Annotated in this window: 20 protein-coding genes; 11 read left to right on the forward strand and 9 right to left on the reverse strand. The window is 65.8% G+C overall.

Going from position 1 to position 22077, the window contains the following annotated elements:
• Window positions 1-7 precede the first annotated feature (7 nt).
• From msrB to DOL89_RS04555, 5 genes are all read right to left on the reverse strand, one after another.
• The gene (gene msrB, locus DOL89_RS04535) at window positions 8-502 is read right to left on the reverse strand and encodes a peptide-methionine (R)-S-oxide reductase MsrB (RefSeq protein ID WP_119678066.1); all 495 of its coding nucleotides are present in this window, start codon (window positions 500-502) and stop codon (window positions 8-10) included.
• A gap of 76 nt (window positions 503-578) precedes the next feature.
• Entirely contained in the window at window positions 579-1703 is a 1125-nt protein-coding gene (locus DOL89_RS04540) for a DUF3616 domain-containing protein (protein WP_162937328.1), read from the reverse strand.
• A 70-nt stretch (window positions 1704-1773) separates the two neighbouring features.
• Window positions 1774-3285 carry a UbiD family decarboxylase gene (locus DOL89_RS04545; RefSeq protein WP_119678068.1) on the reverse strand — a complete coding sequence of 504 codons (1512 nt, stop codon included), beginning with the start codon at window positions 3283-3285 and terminating at the stop codon, window positions 1774-1776.
• Window positions 3286-3384: 99 nt separating this feature from the next.
• Window positions 3385-4062: a class I SAM-dependent methyltransferase gene (locus DOL89_RS04550; RefSeq protein ID WP_119678069.1), complete on the reverse strand. Its 678-nt coding sequence runs from the start codon at window positions 4060-4062 to the stop codon at window positions 3385-3387.
• Window positions 4063-4194: 132 nt separating this feature from the next.
• The gene (locus tag DOL89_RS04555) at window positions 4195-4398 is read right to left on the reverse strand and encodes a DUF3553 domain-containing protein (protein ID WP_119678070.1); all 204 of its coding nucleotides are present in this window, start codon (window positions 4396-4398) and stop codon (window positions 4195-4197) included.
• Window positions 4399-4532: 134 nt separating this feature from the next.
• Between DOL89_RS04555 and DOL89_RS04560 the strand changes: the two genes are divergently transcribed.
• From DOL89_RS04560 to DOL89_RS04585, 6 genes are all read left to right on the forward strand, one after another.
• Window positions 4533-5174, forward strand: coding sequence for a histidine phosphotransferase family protein (locus tag DOL89_RS04560; RefSeq protein ID WP_162937329.1), 642 nt, complete (start codon window positions 4533-4535; stop codon window positions 5172-5174).
• A gap of 302 nt (window positions 5175-5476) precedes the next feature.
• On the forward strand, window positions 5477-8164 hold the full coding sequence (locus tag DOL89_RS04565) for a hybrid sensor histidine kinase/response regulator (protein ID WP_119678072.1): 2688 nt from the start codon (window positions 5477-5479) through the stop codon (window positions 8162-8164).
• Between the two features lie 95 nt (window positions 8165-8259).
• Window positions 8260-8658 (forward strand): chemotaxis protein CheW, encoded by a 399-nt coding sequence (locus DOL89_RS04570; RefSeq protein ID WP_404813487.1) that lies wholly within the window; start codon window positions 8260-8262, stop codon window positions 8656-8658.
• Window positions 8659-8684: 26 nt separating this feature from the next.
• Entirely contained in the window at window positions 8685-9050 is a 366-nt protein-coding gene (locus tag DOL89_RS04575; RefSeq protein ID WP_119678074.1) for a response regulator, read from the forward strand.
• Between the two features lie 22 nt (window positions 9051-9072).
• Complete coding sequence (locus tag DOL89_RS04580; protein WP_119678075.1) at window positions 9073-10299, forward strand: protein-glutamate methylesterase/protein-glutamine glutaminase; 1227 nt, start codon at window positions 9073-9075, stop codon at window positions 10297-10299.
• Window positions 10296-11129 carry a CheR family methyltransferase gene (locus DOL89_RS04585; RefSeq protein WP_119678076.1) on the forward strand — a complete coding sequence of 278 codons (834 nt, stop codon included), beginning with the start codon at window positions 10296-10298 and terminating at the stop codon, window positions 11127-11129. Before DOL89_RS04580 ends, DOL89_RS04585 begins: the two co-directional genes overlap by 4 nt.
• 34 nt (window positions 11130-11163) lie before the next feature.
• Here the strand turns inward: DOL89_RS04585 and DOL89_RS04590 are convergent, their stop codons facing one another.
• From DOL89_RS04590 to fliI, 3 genes are all read right to left on the reverse strand, one after another.
• The gene (locus DOL89_RS04590) at window positions 11164-11427 is read right to left on the reverse strand and encodes a ComEA family DNA-binding protein (protein WP_119678077.1); all 264 of its coding nucleotides are present in this window, start codon (window positions 11425-11427) and stop codon (window positions 11164-11166) included.
• Window positions 11428-11516: 89 nt separating this feature from the next.
• Entirely contained in the window at window positions 11517-11942 is a 426-nt protein-coding gene (locus DOL89_RS04595; RefSeq protein ID WP_119678078.1) for a flagellar FliJ family protein, read from the reverse strand.
• 11 nt (window positions 11943-11953) lie between these two features.
• Window positions 11954-13300, reverse strand: coding sequence for a flagellar protein export ATPase FliI (fliI, locus tag DOL89_RS04600; protein ID WP_119678079.1), 1347 nt, complete (start codon window positions 13298-13300; stop codon window positions 11954-11956).
• Between the two features lie 209 nt (window positions 13301-13509).
• Between fliI and ctrA the strand changes: the two genes are divergently transcribed.
• From ctrA to DOL89_RS04620, 4 genes are all read left to right on the forward strand, one after another.
• Window positions 13510-14217: a response regulator transcription factor CtrA gene (gene ctrA / locus DOL89_RS04605; RefSeq protein WP_119678080.1), complete on the forward strand. Its 708-nt coding sequence runs from the start codon at window positions 13510-13512 to the stop codon at window positions 14215-14217.
• 101 nt (window positions 14218-14318) lie between these two features.
• The gene (locus tag DOL89_RS25460) at window positions 14319-15479 is read left to right on the forward strand and encodes an NAD(P)/FAD-dependent oxidoreductase (protein WP_119678081.1); all 1161 of its coding nucleotides are present in this window, start codon (window positions 14319-14321) and stop codon (window positions 15477-15479) included.
• A gap of 46 nt (window positions 15480-15525) precedes the next feature.
• Complete coding sequence (locus tag DOL89_RS25465) at window positions 15526-15870, forward strand: YkvA family protein (RefSeq protein ID WP_404813479.1); 345 nt, start codon at window positions 15526-15528, stop codon at window positions 15868-15870.
• Between the two features lie 101 nt (window positions 15871-15971).
• Window positions 15972-17153, forward strand: coding sequence for a zinc-dependent alcohol dehydrogenase (locus DOL89_RS04620; protein WP_119678083.1), 1182 nt, complete (start codon window positions 15972-15974; stop codon window positions 17151-17153).
• A 76-nt stretch (window positions 17154-17229) separates the two neighbouring features.
• Here the strand turns inward: DOL89_RS04620 and malQ are convergent, their stop codons facing one another.
• The gene (malQ, locus tag DOL89_RS04625) at window positions 17230-18750 is read right to left on the reverse strand and encodes a 4-alpha-glucanotransferase (RefSeq protein ID WP_119678084.1); all 1521 of its coding nucleotides are present in this window, start codon (window positions 18748-18750) and stop codon (window positions 17230-17232) included.
• Window positions 18751-19018: 268 nt separating this feature from the next.
• On the opposite strand from malQ, the gene DOL89_RS04630 reads away from it, so the two are divergent.
• Window positions 19019-22072 carry a glycoside hydrolase family 15 protein gene (locus DOL89_RS04630; protein WP_119678085.1) on the forward strand — a complete coding sequence of 1018 codons (3054 nt, stop codon included), beginning with the start codon at window positions 19019-19021 and terminating at the stop codon, window positions 22070-22072.
• Window positions 22073-22077: the final 5 nt, after the last annotated feature.

Below are 22077 nucleotides of genomic sequence, written 5' to 3' on the forward strand. Positions count from 1 at the left end.
GGTTGCGCTACCTCGGCTCGAACTGCATCGCTACGCCGTTCATGCAGTAGCGAAGGCCCGTCGGCTCCGGTCCGTCCGGAAAAACATGGCCCAGATGACCGCCGCAATTGGCGCAATGCACCTCGGTACGAACCATCCACAAGGTCCTGTCTTCGGAAAGCCCGACCCCGCCTTCGATCGGCGCCCAGAAGCTGGGCCAGCCGGTACCGCTCTCATACTTGGTCGCCGCCTCGAACAGAGATTCGCCGCAGCCGGCACAGGTGAAAGCGCCATCACGCTTTTCCGCGTTCAGGGGGCTGGTGCCGGCCCGCTCCGTCCCGTGACCGCGCAGAACGCGGTACTGGTCGGGCGTCAGGCGCTTCCGCCATTCCTCGTCGGTGAGCTGGAAAGGGAACTCCCCGGAATGGTCGTCACTGTCGCCGGACGCCTGTCGGGCGGCGCCCGTCCCCAGGATGCCGGCCGTGAGCGCTCCGATTCCGCCCAGGAACTGCCGCTTGGTCATGGTCGCCTCTTCTCCGCTGCATCGATCTGGCTACAGCATACAGATGGCGACGGCGCTGCTGCTGGGCGAGGGGGGCTCAGGGTAGGTCGAACATGTCCAGGTCGACGGATGCCCCGTCCTGGTGCAGCCGGCCCTCGCCCGGATTGTCGTAGGCGACAAGCAGACGCCTATGATCAGGCAGAAGGCAGAATCCCTCCGCATGATCGAAGCCATGGCCGTGCGGCACGTCCATGACCTTCACCAGCCGTTCCCGGGGGACCACCGTTTCGCCTCCGGCGTTGAGCGCGCCCGGCCAGCGCCAGATCTGCACCGGCCCGTCCAGATCCATGGTTGGGCCAGCCAGGATCAGCAGATCGTTGCCGTCCATCTTCAGGTCGCGGATGCCGAGTCCGTCCAGGTCCAGGAAGTGCTTGGCATAGCGCTCATCCTCTTCGCCCAGGCATTCCGGCCTCAGCCGGCCGGGTTTGTCCTTGGGCAGGCTGAGGGCCAGTTCCAGCACCACCGCCCATCCCCGCAGAACCGGTCCCCGCAGGCCCAGGAATACGCGGTGGATGCCATCCTCGGTCCGGTGCGCGGCGATGCCTTCCACGTCGAACCCGTTCTCCTTCGCCGGCACCTCCAGGAAGCGGCCGAGATGCTCATCCATCCGCAGGTCGCGGGTGAGGACGTTGCCATGCTTGTGGGAGAACTTCAGGCAGGCGGCGGACAGCCTTGTACCGTCCGGGCTCGTTGCCTCCCGGTGCAGCTCGTAGGTCCCGTCCTTCGCGCGCAGACAAGGAATGCGGCCCAGGAGCCAACGATTCGGATCGCGCTTGACCTCGGTCAGCCGTTTCAAAGCGTTCGCCGGATCATTCTCCAGCGGCTTGGGTTTCTTGCGCGCATAGGCCATGGAGCCGGTGACCCAGAGATAGTCGCCATCCATCGCCAGCCCTTCGATATCAACTTCGCCCTCGGCCCCTTCCGGGAGATCGAAGAAGTCGGCGAGGCTGTAGACACATGCCTCCCCATAGCTCCCACCGCCATCCGCCGTGACCAGCCTCTCCACCGAGCAGGTCTCATCCGAGGCGGTCCAGAGGTAGTCGCCCGTCAGCTCAAGGGCCGAAAGATTGTTCCGCAATGGTTCATCCACCGCCTCCGGCAGTTCATCATGATGCGGAAGGCGAAGGGTGATGGTGCGGGCGGGCGTGGCGGGTGCGGACATGGGCGTCTCCGATAAGGCATTGCCGGAGCTTAACACCCATCCACGCGCCGACGTCATCGGTCAGGCAGGACTATTTCCAGATCGGCGTTCCCGCTCCCGGCAGGCCCAGTTTGCCCCAGATTTCGCTGACCCGATCCACCACGCCCTGGTCCATGCGCAGCACCTCGCCCCATTCGCGGTGGGTCTCGGGGGGCAGCTTATCGGTGGCATCCAGCCCGATCTTGCCGCCGAGGCCGGATTCGGGACTGGCGAAGTCCAGATAATCGATGGGCGTGCCCTCGATCACCGTGATGTCGCGGGCGGGGTCCATCTTGGTGGAGATGGCCCACATCACATCCTTCCAGTCGCGGGCGTTCACGTCATGGTCCACGACGATCACCCACTTCGTGTACATGAACTGCCGCAGGAAGGACCAGACGCCCATCATCACGCGCTTGGCATGGCCGGGATAGGCCTTCTTCATGCTGACCACGGCGATGCGGTAGCTGCACCCCTCGGGCGGCAGCCAGAAATCCACGATTTCCGGGAACTGCTGCTGGAGCAGGGGGATGAAGACCTCGTTCAGCGCCTCTCCCAGCACGCTGGGCTCGTCCGGCGGGCGGCCGGTGAAGGTGGAGAGGTAGATCGGATCGCGGCGCATGGTGATGGCCGTGACCTCGAACACCGGGAACTGCTCCACGCTGTTGTAATAGCCGGTGTGGTCGCCATACGGCCCCTCATCGGCGTACTCGTCCAGTGAGACATAGCCCTCCAGCACGATCTCCGCCGTGGCAGGAACCTTGATGGGTACGGTCCTGCAGTCCACCAGATCCACCTTCTTGCCGCGCAGCAGGCCGGCGAACTGGTATTCGGACAGAGTATCCGGCACCGGCGTCACGGCGGCCAGGATGGTGCCGGGATCGGCGCCCAGCACGGCGGCGGCGGGAAGCGGCTCCCGCTTGCCGGCCTGCTTCCAGCGCTGATGGTGCTGCGCCCCGCCGCGGTGCTTCAGCCAGCGCATGATGGTCTTGTTCTTCCCCAGCACCTGCATGCGGTAGATGCCCAGGTTGAAGGCATCCTCCCGCTTGTCGCTGGGCCCCCTGGTCACCACCAGCGGCCAAGTGATCAGCGGCGCCGGCTCCCCCGGCCAGCAGGTCTGGACGGGCAGGCGGGACAGGTCCACCTGATCGCCGGTCAGCACCACCTCCTGGCAGGGCGCGCGGGATACATTGCCCGGCCGCATGGCCATCACCGTCTTCGCCAGCGGCAGCAGGTCGAACGCCTCCCGCAGGCCGCGCGGCGGCTCCGGCTGCTTCAGGAATGCCAGGGTCTCGCCGACCTGGCGCAGCTCATGCGGCTCCCGGTCCATGCCCCAGGCCACACGCTCCACCGTGCCGAACAGGTTGATCAGCACCGGCATATCGCTACGGGTGCCGTCCGCCTTGATCGGGTTCTCGAACAACACGGCCGGCCCGCCTTCCGCCAGCAGGCGGGTGTGGATCTCCGTCATCTCCAGCACGGTGGAAACCGGCTCCCGCACCCGGACGAGGCGGCCTGTCTCTTCCAGGCGGGCGATGAACTCACGGAGGGAGGCATAGGGCATGGGCGTGGACTTCCGTTGCAGGCGTGCAGCCTTAGTAATGGGGTGCTTGGCAGCAGACAAGCTGCGTGCCGATTTCCTGCGCGGGCGGAGACGGCCCGTTCAGCCGGGCGGCACCCGCCAGACTTTGGTTTCCCGCTCCTCCCGGTCTTCCAGCTCGCGGCTGGTGGGCACGATATAGGTGGCTCGATGCTCCAGCCCCTCGCGGGGCAGATAGGTGCGGCCGGGGTCGCCGATCAGCACCAGCGTTCCGGTGGCCGCCACCGCCTTGAACCATGCCAGCGCGCGCTCGGCCAAGGGGCGCTCATAGCAGATGTCGCCGGCCAGCAGCACATCAATGCCGGGCAGCGGACTGCCGATGAGGTCCTGACAGGTGGTTTCCACCGCAAGCCCGTTCAGGGCGTCATTCAGCCGGGTCGCCGCGATGGCGAACGGGTCGATCTCCGCTGCCATGACATGGGCGGCGCCGGACTTGGCGGCGGCCAGCGCCACCAGGCCGCCGCCGGTCGCGAAGTCCAGCACGCGCTTGCCGCGGACGATCTCCGGATGATCCAGCACATGACGGGCCAGGGCCTGTCCGCCGGCCCAGGCAAAGGCCCAGAAGGGCGGCGGCACGCCGTTCCGCTCCAGCCACGCCTCCGTCGCTTCCCAGAGCGGCGTGATCTCGGTTGCGAGGTGGAGGCGCAACTCGGGCAGCAGTGGCGCGCGACCAATTGCCGTGTGGGCACGGACGAAGTCGAGATGGCGGCTGTCGCCGTCAAGGGGAGACCGGTCGGTCATGCTGGCTCATTCATAATGCGGCGGCCCGGACCCGCACAGCGTAACGGCGCGGACCTGCCGTCGGCCGCGACAGGACGAAGGTAAGGCGCGGGGAGGAAGATCGACAACCGCTCCAGTCGGGATGGATTCGGCTCAGCTTCTGTTCTCAGGCAGGAGCGAGGGATCGTCCGGATCGACCACTGCGAGGGAAACCACGGCCGTGTTGATCAACAGCTTGCCGACATGCTCGAAATTGACGGTCACCCGGTTGCCGATAACGGACTGGACCTGCCCCAGGCCCCAGTCGGGTTGTTCCGGATGACGCACTATGCTTCCCGGCGACAGGAAATCGGTCACGTGTACGGTTCTCCTTCGTCTGCATCGCGCCCTGTGATAACCGTCCGGGCGCTCCCGCGAGCCATACTCACCGTCAGCCGCCCAGGATGCGGCGGCCCGCCCCGGACGGGGCCAAGCCAGGGAAGGAACCGTCCATGCCAGCCATGATCGGCGTCCGCGCCATGGAACTGCTCATCTCCCGCCTCTGCCATGATCTGGTGGGTCCGGTCGGCGCGATCAACAACGGAGTCGAGCTGATCGAGGAGAGCGGCCTTGCCGGTTCGGAGGACGCGTTCGATCTGGTATCGGAAAGCGCCGAGATCGCTTCCCGCCGGCTGAAGATGTTCCGCCTAGCCTTCGGCGCAGCCGGCGCCCAGGATACGTTGGGCCTGGGCGACATCCGGGCGGTCATCGAAGGCTGGTTCCGCGGCGGGAAGGTCCGCTTCGTCTGGAGCGCCGCCAGCTTTCCGGAGACGCCCCGTGGCTTCATGAAAGTGCTTCTCTGCGCTGTTCTCCTTGCCGATGAGGCAATGCCCCAAGGGGGAGCCCTGACCCTGACCGCCGGCAGCGGCGGCGTGCGTCTCGCGGGGGAGGGACGGGCCGCCAGCGTTCGCGAAGAGGTGCGAACCGCTCTGGAAGGCGGAAGCGTGGAGGATGATCTGACCCCGCGCGCTGTCCTTGGCTATGCCGCGGGGCGCATTGCGGCCGCATATGGTTTAGGCCTCGCCATCGAGGCGGAAGAACCTGGGCGTGTGGCCATCCGGGTCCTGCCCCAATCCGGCGCACCGCTGGTCTAGATACGTTTTCGTCGTCGAGGCGGAGGAAAGCCGGATCGCCGGCGCCTTTCTGTAGCTCGGCGCACGGTTCTGTCCGCGACCGAATATAGAAAGTGGTTCTTTCCCGAACGAACGGGTAATCTCGCCCAGCCCGATGGAAAGCAGATATGCTATCCATCGGGTTATAGTAAGGTGTATTTAACACCATTGCGCCATGATCCATGGTGGCGCCGGAGGCCCGCTACCCGCTGCAACCAGGGGACGGCACCGGAACGACCAGAGACAGGCTCAATAACGGCGAAAACCCGACTGGGGCGAGGACCATGGACGATCTGCTGAGCGAGTTCCTCACCGAAACCAATGAGAATCTTGCCGTTCTCGACGTCGAATTGGTGCGGCTGGAGCAGAACCCGAACGATCCGAACCTGCTCAGCAACATCTTTCGCCTGGTTCATACCATCAAGGGAACCTGCGGGTTCCTGGGGCTCCCCCGGCTGGAATCGGTCGCCCATGCCGCGGAGAACGTCCTGGGCCGGTTCCGCGACGGGGAACTGGAGGTCACACCCTATGCCGTGACCCTGATCCTGGAATCGCTGGACACCATCAAGAACATCCTGTCCGTTCTGGAGCAGACCGAGGCGGAGCCGGCGGGGTCCGACGAGGATCTGATCAACCGTCTGAATGCCATGGCCGAAGGGCGTGAGCTTCCGAAGGCCGCCGCAGCGTCGGCAGCGGAGCCCGTGGAGCCCCCCGCACCGGCCGAGCCGGAAGAGGATGAGTTCGGCTTCGTTCCCGTTCCCGCCAGCAGGGAAGTGCTCGCGGCATCCGCCGCCGCCGCATCCCTGGCCGAAACGCGCGAGGTTGCGCCGGTGGCGGAGGCTGCCCCGCCCGCCCATCCGCAGGAACCGGTCCGCGCCGAGGCGGTGGATCACGGCCCGGCCGGAGAGGCCAAGGAATCCGCCCTCGCCAACCAGACGATCCGCGTGCATGTGGATTTGCTGGAAAACCTGATGACCATGGTCTCGGAGCTGGTTCTGACCCGCAACCAGCTCCTCCAGATCCTGCGCGCGCAGAAGGACTCGGAATTCGCGACACCGCTGCAGCGCCTGAACCATGTGACCAGCGAGCTGCAGGAAGGCGTCATGAAGACGCGCATGCAGCCGATCGGTAATGCCTGGGCAAAGCTGCCCCGTCTGGTCCGCGATCTGGCCCACGAACTGGGCAAGAAGATCGAGCTGCAGATGCTGGGTGCGGAGACCGAGCTGGACCGGCAGGTGCTGGAACTGATCAAGGACCCGCTGACCCACATGGTCCGCAACTCCGGCGACCATGGGCTGGAGAAGCCGGCGGATCGCGTCGCCAAGGGCAAGGCGGAGACCGGTCGCATCACCCTGAACGCCTTCCACGAGGGCGGCCACATCATCATCGAGATCAGCGATGACGGCCGCGGCCTGAACATCGAGGCGATCAAGCGCAAGGCGATCCAGAACGGTCTCGCCACCGAGGCCGAGCTCGCCACCATGACCGACCAGCAGATCCAGGGCTTCATCATGAAGCCCGGATTTTCCACGGCCGCCGCTGTCACCAGCGTGTCCGGCCGCGGCGTCGGCATGGATGTGGTGAAGACCAACATCGAGAAGATCGGCGGCACCATCGAGATGAAGTCGGTGGAGGGCCGCGGCACCACCTTCACCATCAAGATCCCGCTGACCCTCGCCATTGTCTCCGCCCTGATCGTCGAGTGCGGCGGGGAGCGGTTCGCGATCCCGCAGATCAGCGTGATCGAGCTGGTCCGTGCCGCCAGCGACAGCGAGCACAAGATCGAGCGCATCCACGGCACGCCGGTTTTGCGCCTGCGCAACCGGCTTCTCCCCCTCGTTTCGCTCCAACGGCTGCTCAAGCTGGGCGATGACGAGGAGGACAAGCGCGAGACCTTCATCGTCGTCACGCAGGTCGGCAACTACACGTTCGGCATCATCGTCGACAAGGTGTTCGACACCGAGGAAATCGTGGTGAAGCCGGTGGCGCCGATCCTGCGCCATCTGGAGCTGTTCTCCGGCAACACGATCCTGGGCGACGGTTCGGTGATCATGATCCTGGACCCGAACGGCATCGCCATGGAGACCGGCGAAATGGCTGTCCAGGACAGCCAGACCGCCCAGGAGCTGACCACCAAGACCTCCCGTCGGGAGGAGGACACCATGGCGCTTCTGGTCTTCACCGCTGGCGGGGAGGGCCCGAAGGCGGTGCCCCTGGCCCTGGTCGCCCGCCTGGAGGATATCGATCTCGATCAGGTGGAGCTGTCGAACGGTTCGCCGGTCGTGCAGTACCGCGGCAAGCTCATGCCCCTGGTGCCCATCGATCCCAACTGGCAGATCCGCCGCGGCGCCCGCCAGCCGGTGGTGGTGTTCGCCGATGGCGACCGCTCCATGGGCCTGGTGGTGGACGAGATCGTCGACATCGTGGACGACAAGATGCAGGTCGAGCTCGGCACCGAGCGGCCGGGCTTCCTGGGCAGCGCCATCATCGCCGGCAAGGCCACCGACGTGATTGATGCCGGCTTCTACCTGACCCAGGCGTTCAAGGACTGGTTCGGCTCCGCCGCCCAGGACGCGAACGAGGATGGAAGGGCGCACCGGATACTGCTGGTGGATGACAGCCCGTTCTTCCGCAACCTGCTCACCCCGATGCTTGCGGTGTCCGGCTATGATGTCCATGCGGTCGACAACGCGGACGACGCCTTGGCGCTCTGCGAGGCCGGGGAGGAGTTCGACGTCATCGTGTCCGACATCGAGATGCCGGGCATGAGCGGGCTGGACTTCGCCCGCGCGGTCCGCAGCACCGAGCGCTGGGCCGCCGTGCCGCTGGTGGCCCTGTCCAGCCATGCCAGCCCGCGTGATTTGGATCGCGGCCGTCAGGCCGGCTTCACCGACTATGTCGCCAAGTTCGACCGCGACGCGCTGCTCTTTACCCTGCAGCATACCCTCGCCGAGACCAGAGGTGCCGCATGAGTTCCCGCCTGCCCGTTGCCGCCAAGGCCAATCTGCCGTCCGAAATCAACACGGTCCGGAACGAGGACTTCGTAACGGCCAGCATCGCCGACCAGATGTTCGGCATTCCCGTCCTGCAGGTTCAGGACGTGCTGGGCCCGCAGAAGATCACCCGCATTCCGCTGGCTCCGCCGGAGATCGCGGGGTCGCTGAACCTGCGCGGCCGCATCGTCACCGCAGTGGATGTCCGCAAGCGGCTGGGACTGCCGCCGCGGCCTTCGGACATCAAGGGGATGAGCATCGTCGTCGACCTGAAGGGGGAACTCTATTCCCTGATGGTCGACAATGTCGGAGAGGTTCTGTCCCTCTCGGCCGAGGAGTTCGAGCGCCATCCGGCGACCATGGATCAGCGCTGGCGGGAGGTGTCGAGGGGCATCTACCGCTTGAAGAGCAACCTGCTGGTCGTACTCGAAGTGTCCCGTCTGCTGAATTTCGCCACTATCGAAGCGGCGTGACCACGCCCCTCGGATGAGGTTCCTCTATGAAGTCCTGCCTGGTCGTCGATGACAGCCGCGTGGTCCGCAAGGTCGCGCGGAAGATCCTGGAGGAGCTGGGGTTCGCCTGCAACGAGGCCGAGGACGGCAAGCAGGCGATGGACATCTGCGCCGGGTCCATGCCCGATGCGGTTCTCCTGGACTGGAACATGCCGGTGCTGTCCGGCATCGAGTTCCTGCGCCGGCTCCGGAAGATGACCGGCGGCGAAGGGCCGAAGGTCATCTTCTGCACCACGGAGAACGATCTGGCCCATATCCAGGAAGCCCTGTCGGCCGGCGCCAACGAGTACATCATGAAGCCGTTCGACAGCGAAATCATCCAGACCAAGTTTCAGCAGGTCGGCCTGCTCTGAGGCCCCGGGATATGTGCGCGTGATGACCGATCTTCCCGGACGAACCGTGCCGACGGGGGCACCACAGACCGGCCATGAACCTTTCCGGGTCATGGTGGTGGACGACAGCGCGGTGATCCGCGGGCTGATCACGCGGGCGTTGGAAAGCGATCCGGAAATCCGCGTCGTGGCGTCCGTCGCCAACGGCCAGATGGCGATCAACACGCTTCAGCGACAACCGACCATCGACGTCATCGTGCTGGATATAGAGATGCCGGTGCTTGACGGGCTCTCGGCCCTGCCGCACCTGCTCGAGGTCGATCCGCACGTCAAGATCGTCATGGCTTCCACCCTCACCGCGAAGGGAGCGGACGTGTCGCTGCGCGCTCTGCGGGCGGGGGCGGCCGACTACATCCCAAAGCCGTCGAGCACGCGGGAACTGACCGGCGCGGACAATTTCAAGCGCGAGCTGACGGAGAAGGTCAAGGCGCTGGGTCAAGCCGCGCGGCGCGCCGACCCGCGCAAGGCGACCGCCGCCGGGGAGCCTCAGGCCCGGCCGCTCCCGCGTCCGCCAGTCCAGCCTGCCGCGACCATCGTGGCGCAGCCCACCAGCGGTTACACCCTGCCGACGCCGATGCGGCTGAAGCCGGAGCCGGCGGTGGTCACGCTTCGCCCGGCCGTCGATATCCGGCCCGACGTGATCGCCATAGGAAGCTCCACCGGTGGGCCGCAGGCCCTGTTCGAGGTGCTTCAGCATCTCAAGGCCGGGATTGACCAGCCGATCCTTATCACCCAGCACATGCCGGCGACCTTCACCACCATCCTGGCCGAGCACATTACCCGCCAGTGCGGGGTGCAGTGCACGGAGGCGAAGGACGGCGAACCGGTTGTCGGTGGGCGGGCCTATGTGGCGCCCGGCGATTTCCACATGCTGATCGTCTCGAAGAACGGCCTGCCTACGATCCAGCTCACCAAGGACCCGCCGGAGAATTTCTGTCGGCCGGCCGTGGACCCGATGCTGCGCAGCATCGTCGGATTCTGGGGGCGCAAGGTGCTGGCCGTCATCCTGACCGGCATGGGGCATGACGGTCAGAAAGGCTGCGAACAGGTGGTGCAGTCCGGCGGCAACGTGGTCGGGCAGGACGAGGCTTCGAGCGTCGTCTGGGGTATGCCCGGCGCCGTTGCCACGGCCGGCCTGTGCAGCGCCGTGCTCCCGCTCAAGGAGATTGGGCCGCACATCCGAAGGATGGCATCGAGGCGGGCAGCATGAAGGTTGAAGACTTCGACATGTTCTGCACCCTGCTGCGCCAGCGCTCCGGTCTGGTCCTGACCAAGGACAAGGCCTATCTGCTGGAGTCGCGGCTCATGCCGGTCGCCCGGAAGTGGAACCTCAAGGGTCTGGACGAGTTGGCCGCCGCGGTCCGGACCCGCCGGGACGAGGCGCTGCTGAGGGACATGACGGAGGCGATGACGACCAACGAGTCGTCCTTCTTCCGGGACCAGAAGCCGTTCGACCAGTTCAAATCCGTGGTGCTGCCCACCATGCTCCAGGCGCGGGCGGCCAAGCGGCAGGTCCGCATCTGGTCGGCTGCCTGCTCCTCCGGCCAGGAGCCCTACAGCCTTGCCATGCTCCTGAACGAGGAGGGGACGAAGCTCGCCGGCTGGCGGTTCGAGATCGTCGCTACCGACCTGTCGGGCGAGATGATCACCAAGGCCCGGAACGGCATCTACACACAGTTCGAAGTTCAGCGCGGCCTGCCCATCACCCACTTGGTCAAGTATTTCAAGCAGGTGGGAGACAAGTGGCAACTGAATCAGGATCTGCGCGACCGGGTGCAGTACCGGGAGTTCAACCTGCTGAACGATCTGAGCCCGCTTGGCCAGTTCGACGTGATCTTCTGCCGCAATGTGCTGATCTATTTCGACCAGCCCACCAAGGCCAAGGTGCTGGAAGCCATGTCCCGCATCCTGGCCCCGGACGGCGTTCTCTATCTCGGTGGGGCGGAAACGGTCCTGGGGATCACCGAGAGGTTCAAGCCCATGGAAGGCCAGCGCGGCCTTTACACCCTGGCCGGCGCTCCGGCGCGCGCGCTCGCATAGGACGTTGGATGCGCGGCGCCGGCGCCGGTCTGGATCAGACCTTCAGCCTGTCCTTGAGATCCGACATCTGGCCGGGATCGACGAGATTCAACCGTTGAAGGTCCTCGACCGAGCCGAAGGGGCCGTGTCGATCGCGATGGGCGATGATCTCGTCCGCACGGCCGGGACCGATCCCGCGCACGCTCATCAGCTCGTCACGTCCGGCATGATTCAGATCGACGGGCTTGTTCAGCACCTGACGTTCCACGCTGGACCCGTCGATGCGGTCGCGTGGCGCTTCGCGGCGTTCGCTGGTCATTGTGGCTTCTCCTCGCTTGTTGGCGGTGGTGCGAAGTCACGCTCCAACCGGCGAGGTCCATTGCTGTCACGCGGCGGTGAGGTCCGGGGTCAATCCGTCTCGTCCTTGCGACGCTGGAAGCGCGTGGCGCTGATCTCGTCGAAAGTCCCGGTTTCGCGCCTCGCGCGCTCCTGCCTGCGGCGCTGGTCGCGCTCCTCCTGCGCCAGCTCGTAACGCTTCAGCTCCCGGAAAGCATCCGCCAAAGCCTCTTCCGCGTCTTCCACCCGCTGGCCGGCCTGGAGGATGGAGCGGTCCAGATTCTCCCGCCGCAGCCGCATCTGCCGCGCGTAAGCGGAGAAGGTCATGGAAACCACGATGGAGCCGGCGGCGACACGCTGCTCCTCCGCCAACTCGGTGTCCACCCGACTGCGCTCCTCCTGCAGCCGCTCCAGCAGCGTCCGGAGTTCCGTGAGCTGTCGTCGCTGCTCATCCACCTGGAGCTTGTGAAGTCGGATCAGGGGGCCGAGGTCCTTCATGGCGACTCTCCTCAGCCTGCGGCGGTGCCGCCGGCATCCATGCCCAGGATCGCGCCCAACTCGGCATAGCCGGTGGCTAGGTCGCTCTGTTCATGGATCCGCTGCTTCAGGAAGGCCTCCAGGGCGGGGGCATAGTGGATCGCCTCATCCACCTGCGGGTCGGACCCGCGCCGGTAAGCGCCGAGCCGGATCATCTCCTCCATGTCGGCATGGGTCGCCATGAGCTGGCGCGCACGCGTCACCAGCGTGTTTTCCGCCTCCGAGTTACAGTGCGGCATGGTCCGGCTGACGGATCGGAGGATGTTGATCGCAGGGAACCGGCCGCGTTCAGCGATGCGCCGTTCCATGACGATATGGCCGTCCAGGATGCCGCGCACGGCGTCGGCGATTGGTTCCTCCATATCGCCGCCCTCAACCAGGACCGTGAACAGGCCGGTGATGCTGCCTTCTCCGGTACCTGGGCCGGCCCGCTCCAGCAGGCGCGGAAGCTCGGCGAAGACGGTGGGCGGATACCCCTTGGTGGTCGGCGGTTCCCCGGCGGACAGTCCGATTTCCCGCTGGGCCATGGCGAAGCGTGTCACGCTGTCCATCAGGCACAGCACATCCTGGCCCTGGTCGCGGAAATACTCCGCTACCGCCATGGTCATGTAGGCGGCCTGGCGGCGCAGCAGGGGGGGCTCATCGCTGGTGGCGACGATGACGATGCTACGCGCCAGCCCCTCGGGGCCGAGATCGTTCTCCAGGAACTCCTGCACCTCGCGGCCACGCTCACCGATCAGGCCGATCACGCTGACCGGGGCGTCGGTGTAGCGCGCCAGCATCGACATCAGCACGGACTTGCCGACGCCGGAGCCGGCGAAGATGCCCATCCGCTGCCCGCGGCAACAGGTCAGAAAGGTGTTCAGGGCGCGCACGCCGAGATCGATCTTGGCGCCGACCCGCTTGCGGGCATGGGCTGGCGGCGGGGCGTTGCGGACGCGCACCGCCTCGGGCCCTTGGGGCAAGGGACCAAGACCGTCGATCGGCTCCCCGAGCGCGTTGATCACGCGCCCTAGCCAAGCGTGGGTGGGATGGATGGCGGCCTGACCGTCTGCCACCTCCGCCCGGCAGCCGAGGCCGATGTCGTCCAGGCTGCCGAACGGCATGAGCAACGCTCTTCCGGAGCGGAACCCCACCACTTCGCAGGGCACAACGCGACCGCCGCGTGTTATGACCCGGCACCGCCCGCCGACCGACAATCGGCGTTCCACCCCGCCGACCTCAACAAGCATGCCAAGTACAGACGTGACCCGCCCGAACACGCGCGCCGCCGGAATAGCTTCAATTTCCTGGATAATCCGGTCAGGGTCGTATTGCACGGGGTCCGGTTTCCTTGGCGCGCATTGCTGTGCCAAATTTATGCTGGCACTAAAATATTAACGACGGGTATTCCCTTCGGATAGCATAATGAACTAACCTCAGTTAACCTATTTCTGTCGATCAATCGGACGGGGTTGGCCCGGCTTCTCCACCTTTGCGCGCCGGATACAGTCATATCCGGACCAGCACCGGAATTGTGAGGAACACGATGAGAGTCCTGTTGGTCGAAGACGACAAGTCCATGGCCAGGAGTATCCAATTGATGCTGGGTACCGAAGGCTACATCGTGGACACGACCGATCTTGGCGAAGACGGCCTGGAAATCGGCAAAATCTATGACTACGACATTATCATTCTCGACTTGATGCTGCCCGACATCGACGGGTACGAGGTGCTGCGCCGTCTGCGCTCCGCCCGCGTCAACACGCCGATCCTGATCCTTTCCGGCCTGACCGAAATGGATGCCAAGATCAAGGGGCTGGGCTTCGGTGCGGACGACTATATTACGAAGCCGTTCGACAAGCGGGAGCTGGTCGCCCGGCTTCAGGCGATCATCCGCCGCTCCAAGGGCCATTCGGAGAGCCTGATCCGGACCGGCAAGCTGGCCGTCAATCTGGAGGCCCGCACGGTGGAGGTGGATGGCAGTCCGCTGCACCTGACCGGCAAGGAGTACGGAATCCTGGAGCTGCTGTCCCTGCGCAAGGGCACCACGCTGACCAAGGAGATGTTCCTCAACCATCTCTATGGCGGGATGGATGAGCCGGAGCTGAAGATCATCGACGTCTTCGTCTGCAAACTCCGCAAGAAGCTCACCACCGCCACCAAGGGCGAGAACTACATCGAGACGGTGTGGGGGCGCGGCTATGTGTTGCGCGATCCGCCGGCCGATGCGAAGGCCCAGCGTCAGGCGGGTTGATGGGCGCCGGCCGGATTGGCATATCCTGAATCATACGGGGGTGTGTCAATCCGGCTGCTGGACTGTTGCGTGCGGACGCTGATTGTTCCGGGAGCGGTCCCATGAATGGATCGACCCGGCCTTCCGGCCGGCGCGTCGTGCTGGCCGGGGCCGGACATGCGCAGCTCTATACGCTGAAGCACGCCATCGAGTTCGCCCGGCGCGGGCATGAGCTGGTTACCATCGCACCGGACCACTTCTGGTATTCGGGGCTGGCCACCGGCGTCCTCTCCGGCCTCTATACGCCAGCGATCGACAAGGTGGATGTGGAAGCGCTGACCCGGCAGGCGGGTGGCCGCTTCATCCGCGACAGGATCACGGAAGTCGATCTGACCCGGCGCCTGGTGCATCTGGAACGGGGCGATCCCCTCAGCTTCGATGCGCTGTCCATCACGCTGGGAAGCGAACCGCATCCCGTTCCCGGTGCCGGAGGCGTTCCAGGCTGCTATAGCGTGAAGCCGATTGCCCAGATCTGCCGGCTCCGCGAGGAAATCGAAAGGCGGTTGACGGCCGATCCCTCGTCCGCGCCACGGATCGTGGTGGCCGGCGGCGGTGTTACCGCGGTGGAACTCGCGTCCAATCTCGAAGCGCTTGCCCGCCGCTTCGGCGGAAATGTCCGAGTCGTCGTGCTGGCCGGTCGCGGCGGGCCTCTGCGCCAACTTCCTCCCGCGGCAGCCAGCCTTGTTCTCGACATACTGGAGCGGCGAGGCATCTGTGTGCAGTCGGGCGCGCGGGTAGAGCGGGTGGAGCCCGGCTGCGCCATCCTGGAAGGAAGCGGGACCGCGGTTGCTTTCGACCTGTTCGTCAACGCCACCGGCCTGCAGCCCAATCCTGTTCTGAAACGCTCCGGCCTTCCAGTCGATGGCCGGGGTGCGATGCTGGTGGACGACACGTTGCGGAGCATTGCCGATCCCAACGTCCATGGCGGCGGCGACTGCATCGCCATCAGGGGATACGAACTGCCCAGGATTGGCGTCCACGCCATCCGGGAGGCGCCGATCCTGTTCCGCAATTTACTTGCGGCCCTGGACTGCGAGCCGGCGGAGACCTATGCCCCGCAGGCGCGCTATCTCTGGATCATGAATCTCGGCGATGAAACCGGGCTCGCCGTGCGCGGCGGGCTCTGGTGGCATGGGCGGCTTGCATTCCGCCTCAAGGATTGGATCGACCGCCGATTCCTGCGGGAATATCAGATCGCCGCCGGGAGCGACATCGTTGCCTGAAGCGGCAAAGAGGCGGGCGCCCGGCCGTCTACGCCGTTGGGTTAGCATGATGAAGCGGGACGTACTGGCCCTTTGGCTCGCGGCGCGTGACCGGCGGGTGCCCTGGCATGCCAAGGTCCTGGCGGCGGTGGTTGCGGCCTATGCGCTGTCGCCGATCGACCTGATCCCCGATGCTATTCCTGTGCTGGGCTATCTTGACGATCTGATCCTGGTTCCGGCCGGCATCTGGCTGGCGGTGCGTCTGATCCCTGTTGCGTTGATGACGGAACTACGGGAACGGGCGGCCGCTCTCGACCGGCCGGTCAGCCGGGCTAGCGCCGCGCTGATCCTTGCGCTCTGGCTGGCAGGAGCCGGAATCCTGGCTTGGTTCTGGTTAATCCGGCCGGAATAACGGCCGGACCTGATATGAGCGGCCGCCCTCCAAGGTCGGAACCGGATCAATGCCCCGCCTGTTCGGCGTTCAACCGACCGAGACAAGAGAGGAACCGGACGATGAAGGCGCTGTGCTGGCACGGGAAAGGCGATATCCGCTACGACACGGTTCCCGATCCGAAGATCGAGGATCCGCAGGACGCCATTATCAAGGTCACAAGCTGCGCCATCTGCGGTTCCGACCTACACCTCATGGATGGGTACATTCCGTTCATGGAAAGCGGCGACGTGCTGGGCCATGAATGCATGGGCGAGGTGGTCGAGGTCGGCAAGGAAACGAAGAACCTGAAGGTCGGCGACCGGGTGGTGATCCCCTTCACCATCAATTGCGGCAAGTGCGACCAGTGCCGGCGCGGCAACTTCTCCGTCTGCGAGAACAGCAACCGGAACGCCAGCCTGGCCGCCAAGATGTTCGGCCATACCACCGCCGGTTTGTTCGGATATTCGCACCTGACCGGCGGCTATGCCGGCGGGCAGGCGGAATATGTGCGGGTGCCCTTCGCCGACCCGACGGCAATCAAGGTGCCGAAGACCGGACTGACCGACGATCAACTCCTGTTCCTCAGCGACATCTTCCCGACCGGCTGGCAGGCGGCGGTCCATTGCGACATCCAGCCCACGGATGTCGTCGCGATCTGGGGCTGCGGGCCGGTGGCACAGTTCGCGATCAAGAGCGCCCTGATGCTGGGCGCCCATACGGTCATCGCCATCGACCGCGTCCCGGAACGGCTGGCCCTTGCCAAGGAGGCGGGCGCCATCACCATCAACTTCGATGAGGAGCCGGTGCTGGAGCGGCTCAATGAGCTGACCGGCGGGCGCGGACCGGATAAATGCATCGAGGCTGTGGGCATGGAGGCGCATGCCGGCCTGGGTGCGCACGGGCTGATGGGCATGTACGACAAGGCCAAATCCACGCTGATGCTGGAGACAGAGCGGCCGGTGGCCCTGCGTGAGGCGATCTATGCCTGCCGCCCCGGCGGCATCGTCTCTGTCGCCGGGGTGTTCGGGGGACTGGCCGACAAGATTCCGCTGGGTGCCTTCATGAACAAGGGCCTGACCATGCGAACGGGCCAGACCCATGTGAAGCGCTTTACCGATGATCTGCTGCGCCGGATCGAGGAAGGGCAGATCGACCCAACCTTCGTCATCACGCACAAGCTGGACCTAAAGGACGGGCCGGAGGCCTATCACACCTTCCGCGACAAGAAGGACGGCTGCATCAAGGTGGTGCTGCGGCCGTAAGCGCCGACGTGTGGCGCTTGGCGGATTGCGACTTCCCTGTCCTGGTCGTCGCAATCCGTCCTCGGCTGCCGCCAGCTCAGGACTGGCCGGGCAGGCGGCTGGTCCGTTCAGTCAGGGCGCGGAGCCCCTCCACGGCATGATGGTCGAATTGGCCGGGCTGCAGACGCCAGGCCCAGTTGCCGTCCGCCACGCCGGGGATGTTCATCCGGGCTTCCGTACCCAGGCCCAGCACGTCCTGCACGGGCACCACCGCCAGGCGCGCATTGGTTTCCATCGCATAGCGGATGAAGTCCCAATGTACGGCGGTATGGTTGCTGTGCAGGAAGTCCAGCATCGCCCGACCGGTATCCGAGTCCACCCCGCCCACATGGCGGAACCAGCCCAGGATCGTGTCATTGTCGTGGGTGCCGGTATAGAAGATCCGGTTCTCTGGATGCCGGCTCGAGTCCGACCGCTCCGGATGGAAATCCTCTCCCCACTCGAAGGGCAGGACGCGCATGCCGGGGAAACCGAAATGGTCCCGCAGACGCTCCACCTCATCCGTGATGATGCCGAGGTCTTCTGCAATTACCGGCACATCGCCGAACCGGTCCCGCAGGGACTGGAACAGCTCGTACCCAGGGGCGGGGACCCAGCGGCCATTGATGGCCGTTTCCTGCCCAGCGGGAATTTCCCAGTATGCCTCGAAGCCGCGGAAATGGTCGACGCGGACCAGATCGACCATCTCGAGCGTCTTGGCCATGCGGAGTTGCCACCAGGCGAATCCTTCCGCCCGGTGCGCGTCCCAGCGGTAGAGCGGGTTGCCCCAGAGCTGGCCGGTCGCGCTGAAATAATCCGGCGGGACGCCGGCGACCAGCGTCGGGCGACCGGTATTGTCCAACTCGAACAAATGTGGCTTGGACCAGACGTCGGCGCTGTCGCCGGCGACGAAGATCGGAATGTCGCCGATGATCCTCACGCCCTTGGAATGGGCATGGGCGCGCAGCCGCTCCCACTGGCGGAAGAACAGGAACTGCTGAACCTTGATGCGGCGGATTTCCATGCCCAGGCTGTGGCGCGCCTCTGACAGGCCCATCGGGTCGCGCATGACATAGAGCGCGTTCCACTCCTGCCAGGGCCGGCCGCGATGGCGGTCCTTCAGCGCGATGAAGAGGGCGTAGTCGTCCAGCCAGTCGGCTTCATGCCGGGCGCGGAAGAGGTCGAAATCGGCCCACAGCTCATCGCTGCCGTCACGGCGCAGGAAGTTGGCGCAGACCTCGTCCAGCGCCGCCAGCTTTGCCGAGACCACGTCGCCGTAATCCACGCCGTTTGCCCGGTTCTGCGGCAGGCGGTACTGGATAGCGCTGTCGGCCAACCCCTCCGCGATCAGGTCGTCGAAGCTGATCAGCAGCGGATTGCCGGCGAAGGTGGAGAGGGCGGAATAAGGGGAGTTGCCGGCACTGGTGGGACCGAGCGGCAGGATCTGCCACCAGGACTGCCCGGCTTCCGCAAGCTGGTCCACGAAGTGGCGGGCCGCCGGGCCCAGGTCGCCGATGCCATGGCCACCGGGTAGGCATGTTGGATGCAGCAGGATGCCGCTGGCGCGCTCGAGGTTCATGTCTTGGATCTGGGATGGGTCGGTGGTGGCGGGCGCGCGGAACCGGGGCTGTCCGGCGGTCCCTTGCGTTGTGATATTAGTAGTAGCGTTACAAGCCTCAAATCACTTTCGGATGTGAGCCGTTGTTAAGAATTGCGCGCTATCGGTGATGTCCGGCTTGCCAAGGACCGCGTTCCGGTACCAGGATTACAAAATCCATGTGCGACAGATGGCCCGACGGCCGTTTCAAGAGACATAGCCCTCGCGCCCTGCCACGGTTCGACGCCCCATGACACTTCAGCTCCTTCCGCCCGGCAGCATCAGCGGTCCGGAAGCGTCCATCGCGGCGCTGGACCGGCTGTACGATCATGTCACAAAGGTGATGCTGTCGCGCCAGCACCCGGTCACCGGCCTGCTGCCGGCCAGTACGGCGATCACCGTGCATGGCAATTACACCCATGCGTGGGTCCGAGACAACGTCTACAGCGTCATCGGCGCCTGGGCACTTGGGTTGGCCTACCGCCGAAGGGGCGACCGTCCCGCTCGCGCCCGGTTGCTTGAGCAGTCGGTGCTGAAGACCATGCGCGGCCTGCTTCAGGCCATGATGCGGCAGGCCGCGAAGGTGGAGAGGTTCAAGCACACCCAGAACCCGCTGGACAGCCTGCACGCGATCTATTCCGCCAGCACCGGGGAAACGGTGGCGCAGGATAATGGCTGGGGGCACCTCCAGATCGACGCCACCTCGCTGTTCCTGCTGATGCTGGCGCAGATGACGCGCTCCGGCCTGCCGATCCTGTACACCATGGACGAGGTGGCGTTCGTCCAGAATCTGGCCCACTACATCGGCCCGGCCTACCGCATCGCCGATTACGGCATCTGGGAGCGGGGCCGGAAGATCAATGACGGCAGGGCGGAGCTGAATGCCAGTTCCATCGGCATGGCGAAGGCGGCGCTGGAAGCCATCCAGGGCATGGACATGTTCGGGGAGGACGCGTTCGGCGCCGGCGAGGGGCGGCAGGCCGTCATCCATGTGGTCCCCGACGAGATCGCCCGCGCCCGCGCCACGCTGGAAGCGCTGCTGCCGCGCGAATCGGGTTCCAAGGAGGTGGATGCGGCGCTCCTCTCCGTGATCGGCTGGCCCGCCTTCGCGGTGGAGGACCCCGATCTGGTGGCCCGCACCAGCGCCAACATCGCGGCCAAGCTGGAAGGGCGCTGGGGCGCCAAGCGCTTCCTGCGCGACGGGCATCAGACCGCGTTGGAAGACCATAACCGCCTGCACTACGAAGCAGGGGAGCTGAGCCGCTTCGACGGGATCGAATCGGAATGGCCGCTCTTCTTCACCTATCGCTATGTCACGGCTCTGCTGACCGGAGACCGGGAGGCGGCGTCCGTCTACCGGAAGAAGCTGGACGGGCTGCTGGTGGAGCGGCATGGAGAACCGTTGCTGCCCGAGCTGTTCATCGTCCCTGCCGAGCTGGCAGAGGCCGAGCGGGCCGCACCGGGCAGCCAGCCGCGCGTGCCGAACGAGAATGTGCCGCTGCTCTGGGCACAGAGCCTGTATGTGGTGGGGCTGCTGCTGGAAGCGGGATTGCTCGCCCCGGCGGATATCGACCCGCTGAACCGCCGCTCACGGATCGGGCGCAAGCCGCCGGTGCCGGTTCGGCTGGTGGTGCTGGCCGAGGATGAGGATATCCGATGCAGCCTCGGCAGGTTCGGGGTGGAAGCCCAGCGTCTCGATCCCGCCGGTCCCGTCGCTGTCTGCGCGCCCGACGTGCTGACGGAGGTGCTGGGCCACATCGGCGACTGTCCCGCACTGGGTTTGACCGGGCGGCCGCCGCGCCGTCTCGGCAGCCTCATCACGGCGCAGGCTTTCCGCCTTTCGGGCAAGCCGACCGTGTTCGTGCCGACCTTCATCGGTGAGGATGGCTTCTATTTCAGCTTCGACAACCGCTTGGTGATCCAGCGGCTTCTGACCGAGGTGGCCTATGTCAACCGGAGCTGGACCCGGTCGGAGGCGCCGCTGCTGGTGCTGCCAGTGACCCATGGCATGACGGAGTCCGCCGGTTTCGACGAGCTGGCGCGGACACTGGCCGCCCTCTCGGCGGGGCGGGTTCCGGAGTTGGCGATCCGGGGCGTGACCTTGGGGCAGGCGCTGGCCGACGCCCATACGGTCAGCCTGCACGGCGTGCCGCCGGGACGACCGCTTGCGCCCTCCAACCGCTTCGAAGTGGCGGCCGAGACCGAGGCGCTGGACCGTCCGGATCTGTCGGAGGAGGAGCAGTTGGAGCTTCTCTACCGCACGGCCGGACGCCACGGACAATGGGCCACCGTCCGAACCGCGGCTTACCGGCTTGGCCGGCATGACGAGCGGTTGCAGGACGCGGTCAAGGAGATGGTGGTGCGCCGCAAGCGCATCATGCTGGGCCGCACCGGACAGCCCGGCGATCTGGTTGATACGCCGCTGGACAATGCCGGGGTGATCGCCCGGCTGGCGCGAGCCTGCGCCGGCGACCCCTGCCAGGACATGTTGGCCGAGGAGATGGTGCTGTTCTGCGGGACAGCGGTGAAGGCGAACCCGGACCTGTTCCGCCACTGCCTGACGCTCCGCCCGCTTGACCTGGTCGGACTGCTGGTGCGCAGCCTTCAACGGGACCGGAGCATCGACGAGGCGGAGGCCTGCCGGCACCTTGCCGGGGAGAGCCCGCATAACGTGGCGACGCGGCTTCGCCGGCTTATCGCTGGCTGTCCGGGGATGACGGGGGAGTTCTGTCTTCCAACGCTGAGCGGGATGGAGTCCGACCGGCCGGTCTTCGGACTGGAGGCGGAGACGGCGGGCTGGGTGGCGGGCTTCATCGCCGGCGGCTGCGACTGGGCGGCATGGCGGGACGCAACCGGTGCGCTGCTGCCGGTGCCTCCTGACTTCTTCGCCAGGGTCTGGGAGGTGCTGCACCATTGCGATGCCCTGGTGATCGCCGATCCAGCCGAACCCGCACACCGGCTGGACAGCTTCGTGCTGCGGGCCGATGCCACGCCGGACGAGCGGGATTTCGCGTTGGCGGTGGAGCTGCTGTTGGACCGGATCGCCGATCCCGCCTATCGACAGCTCACGGTGGAGACGCTGTGGGCCATGTCGGAGCTGCTCCGGGCCCGTTCGGACCTGCGGATCAAAGGGAGCGTCGCGGTGGACGAGCTTCTGGCCGCCGCTGTGTGCGCCCAGGGGATCGCAGACCCGGCGGAGGCATGGCGCCGCTTCCGTGCCCTTTCGCCGACGGAGGTGGCCGAGGCGGTTGCCGCCACCTTTCCAGCCCGTGCCGGCAGTCCAGGAGTAAGCGTAGCGGCCTGAGACAG

The sequence above is a fragment of the Indioceanicola profundi genome, from assembly GCF_003568845.1.
Classification (GTDB): Bacteria; Pseudomonadota; Alphaproteobacteria; order Azospirillales; family Azospirillaceae; genus Indioceanicola; species Indioceanicola profundi.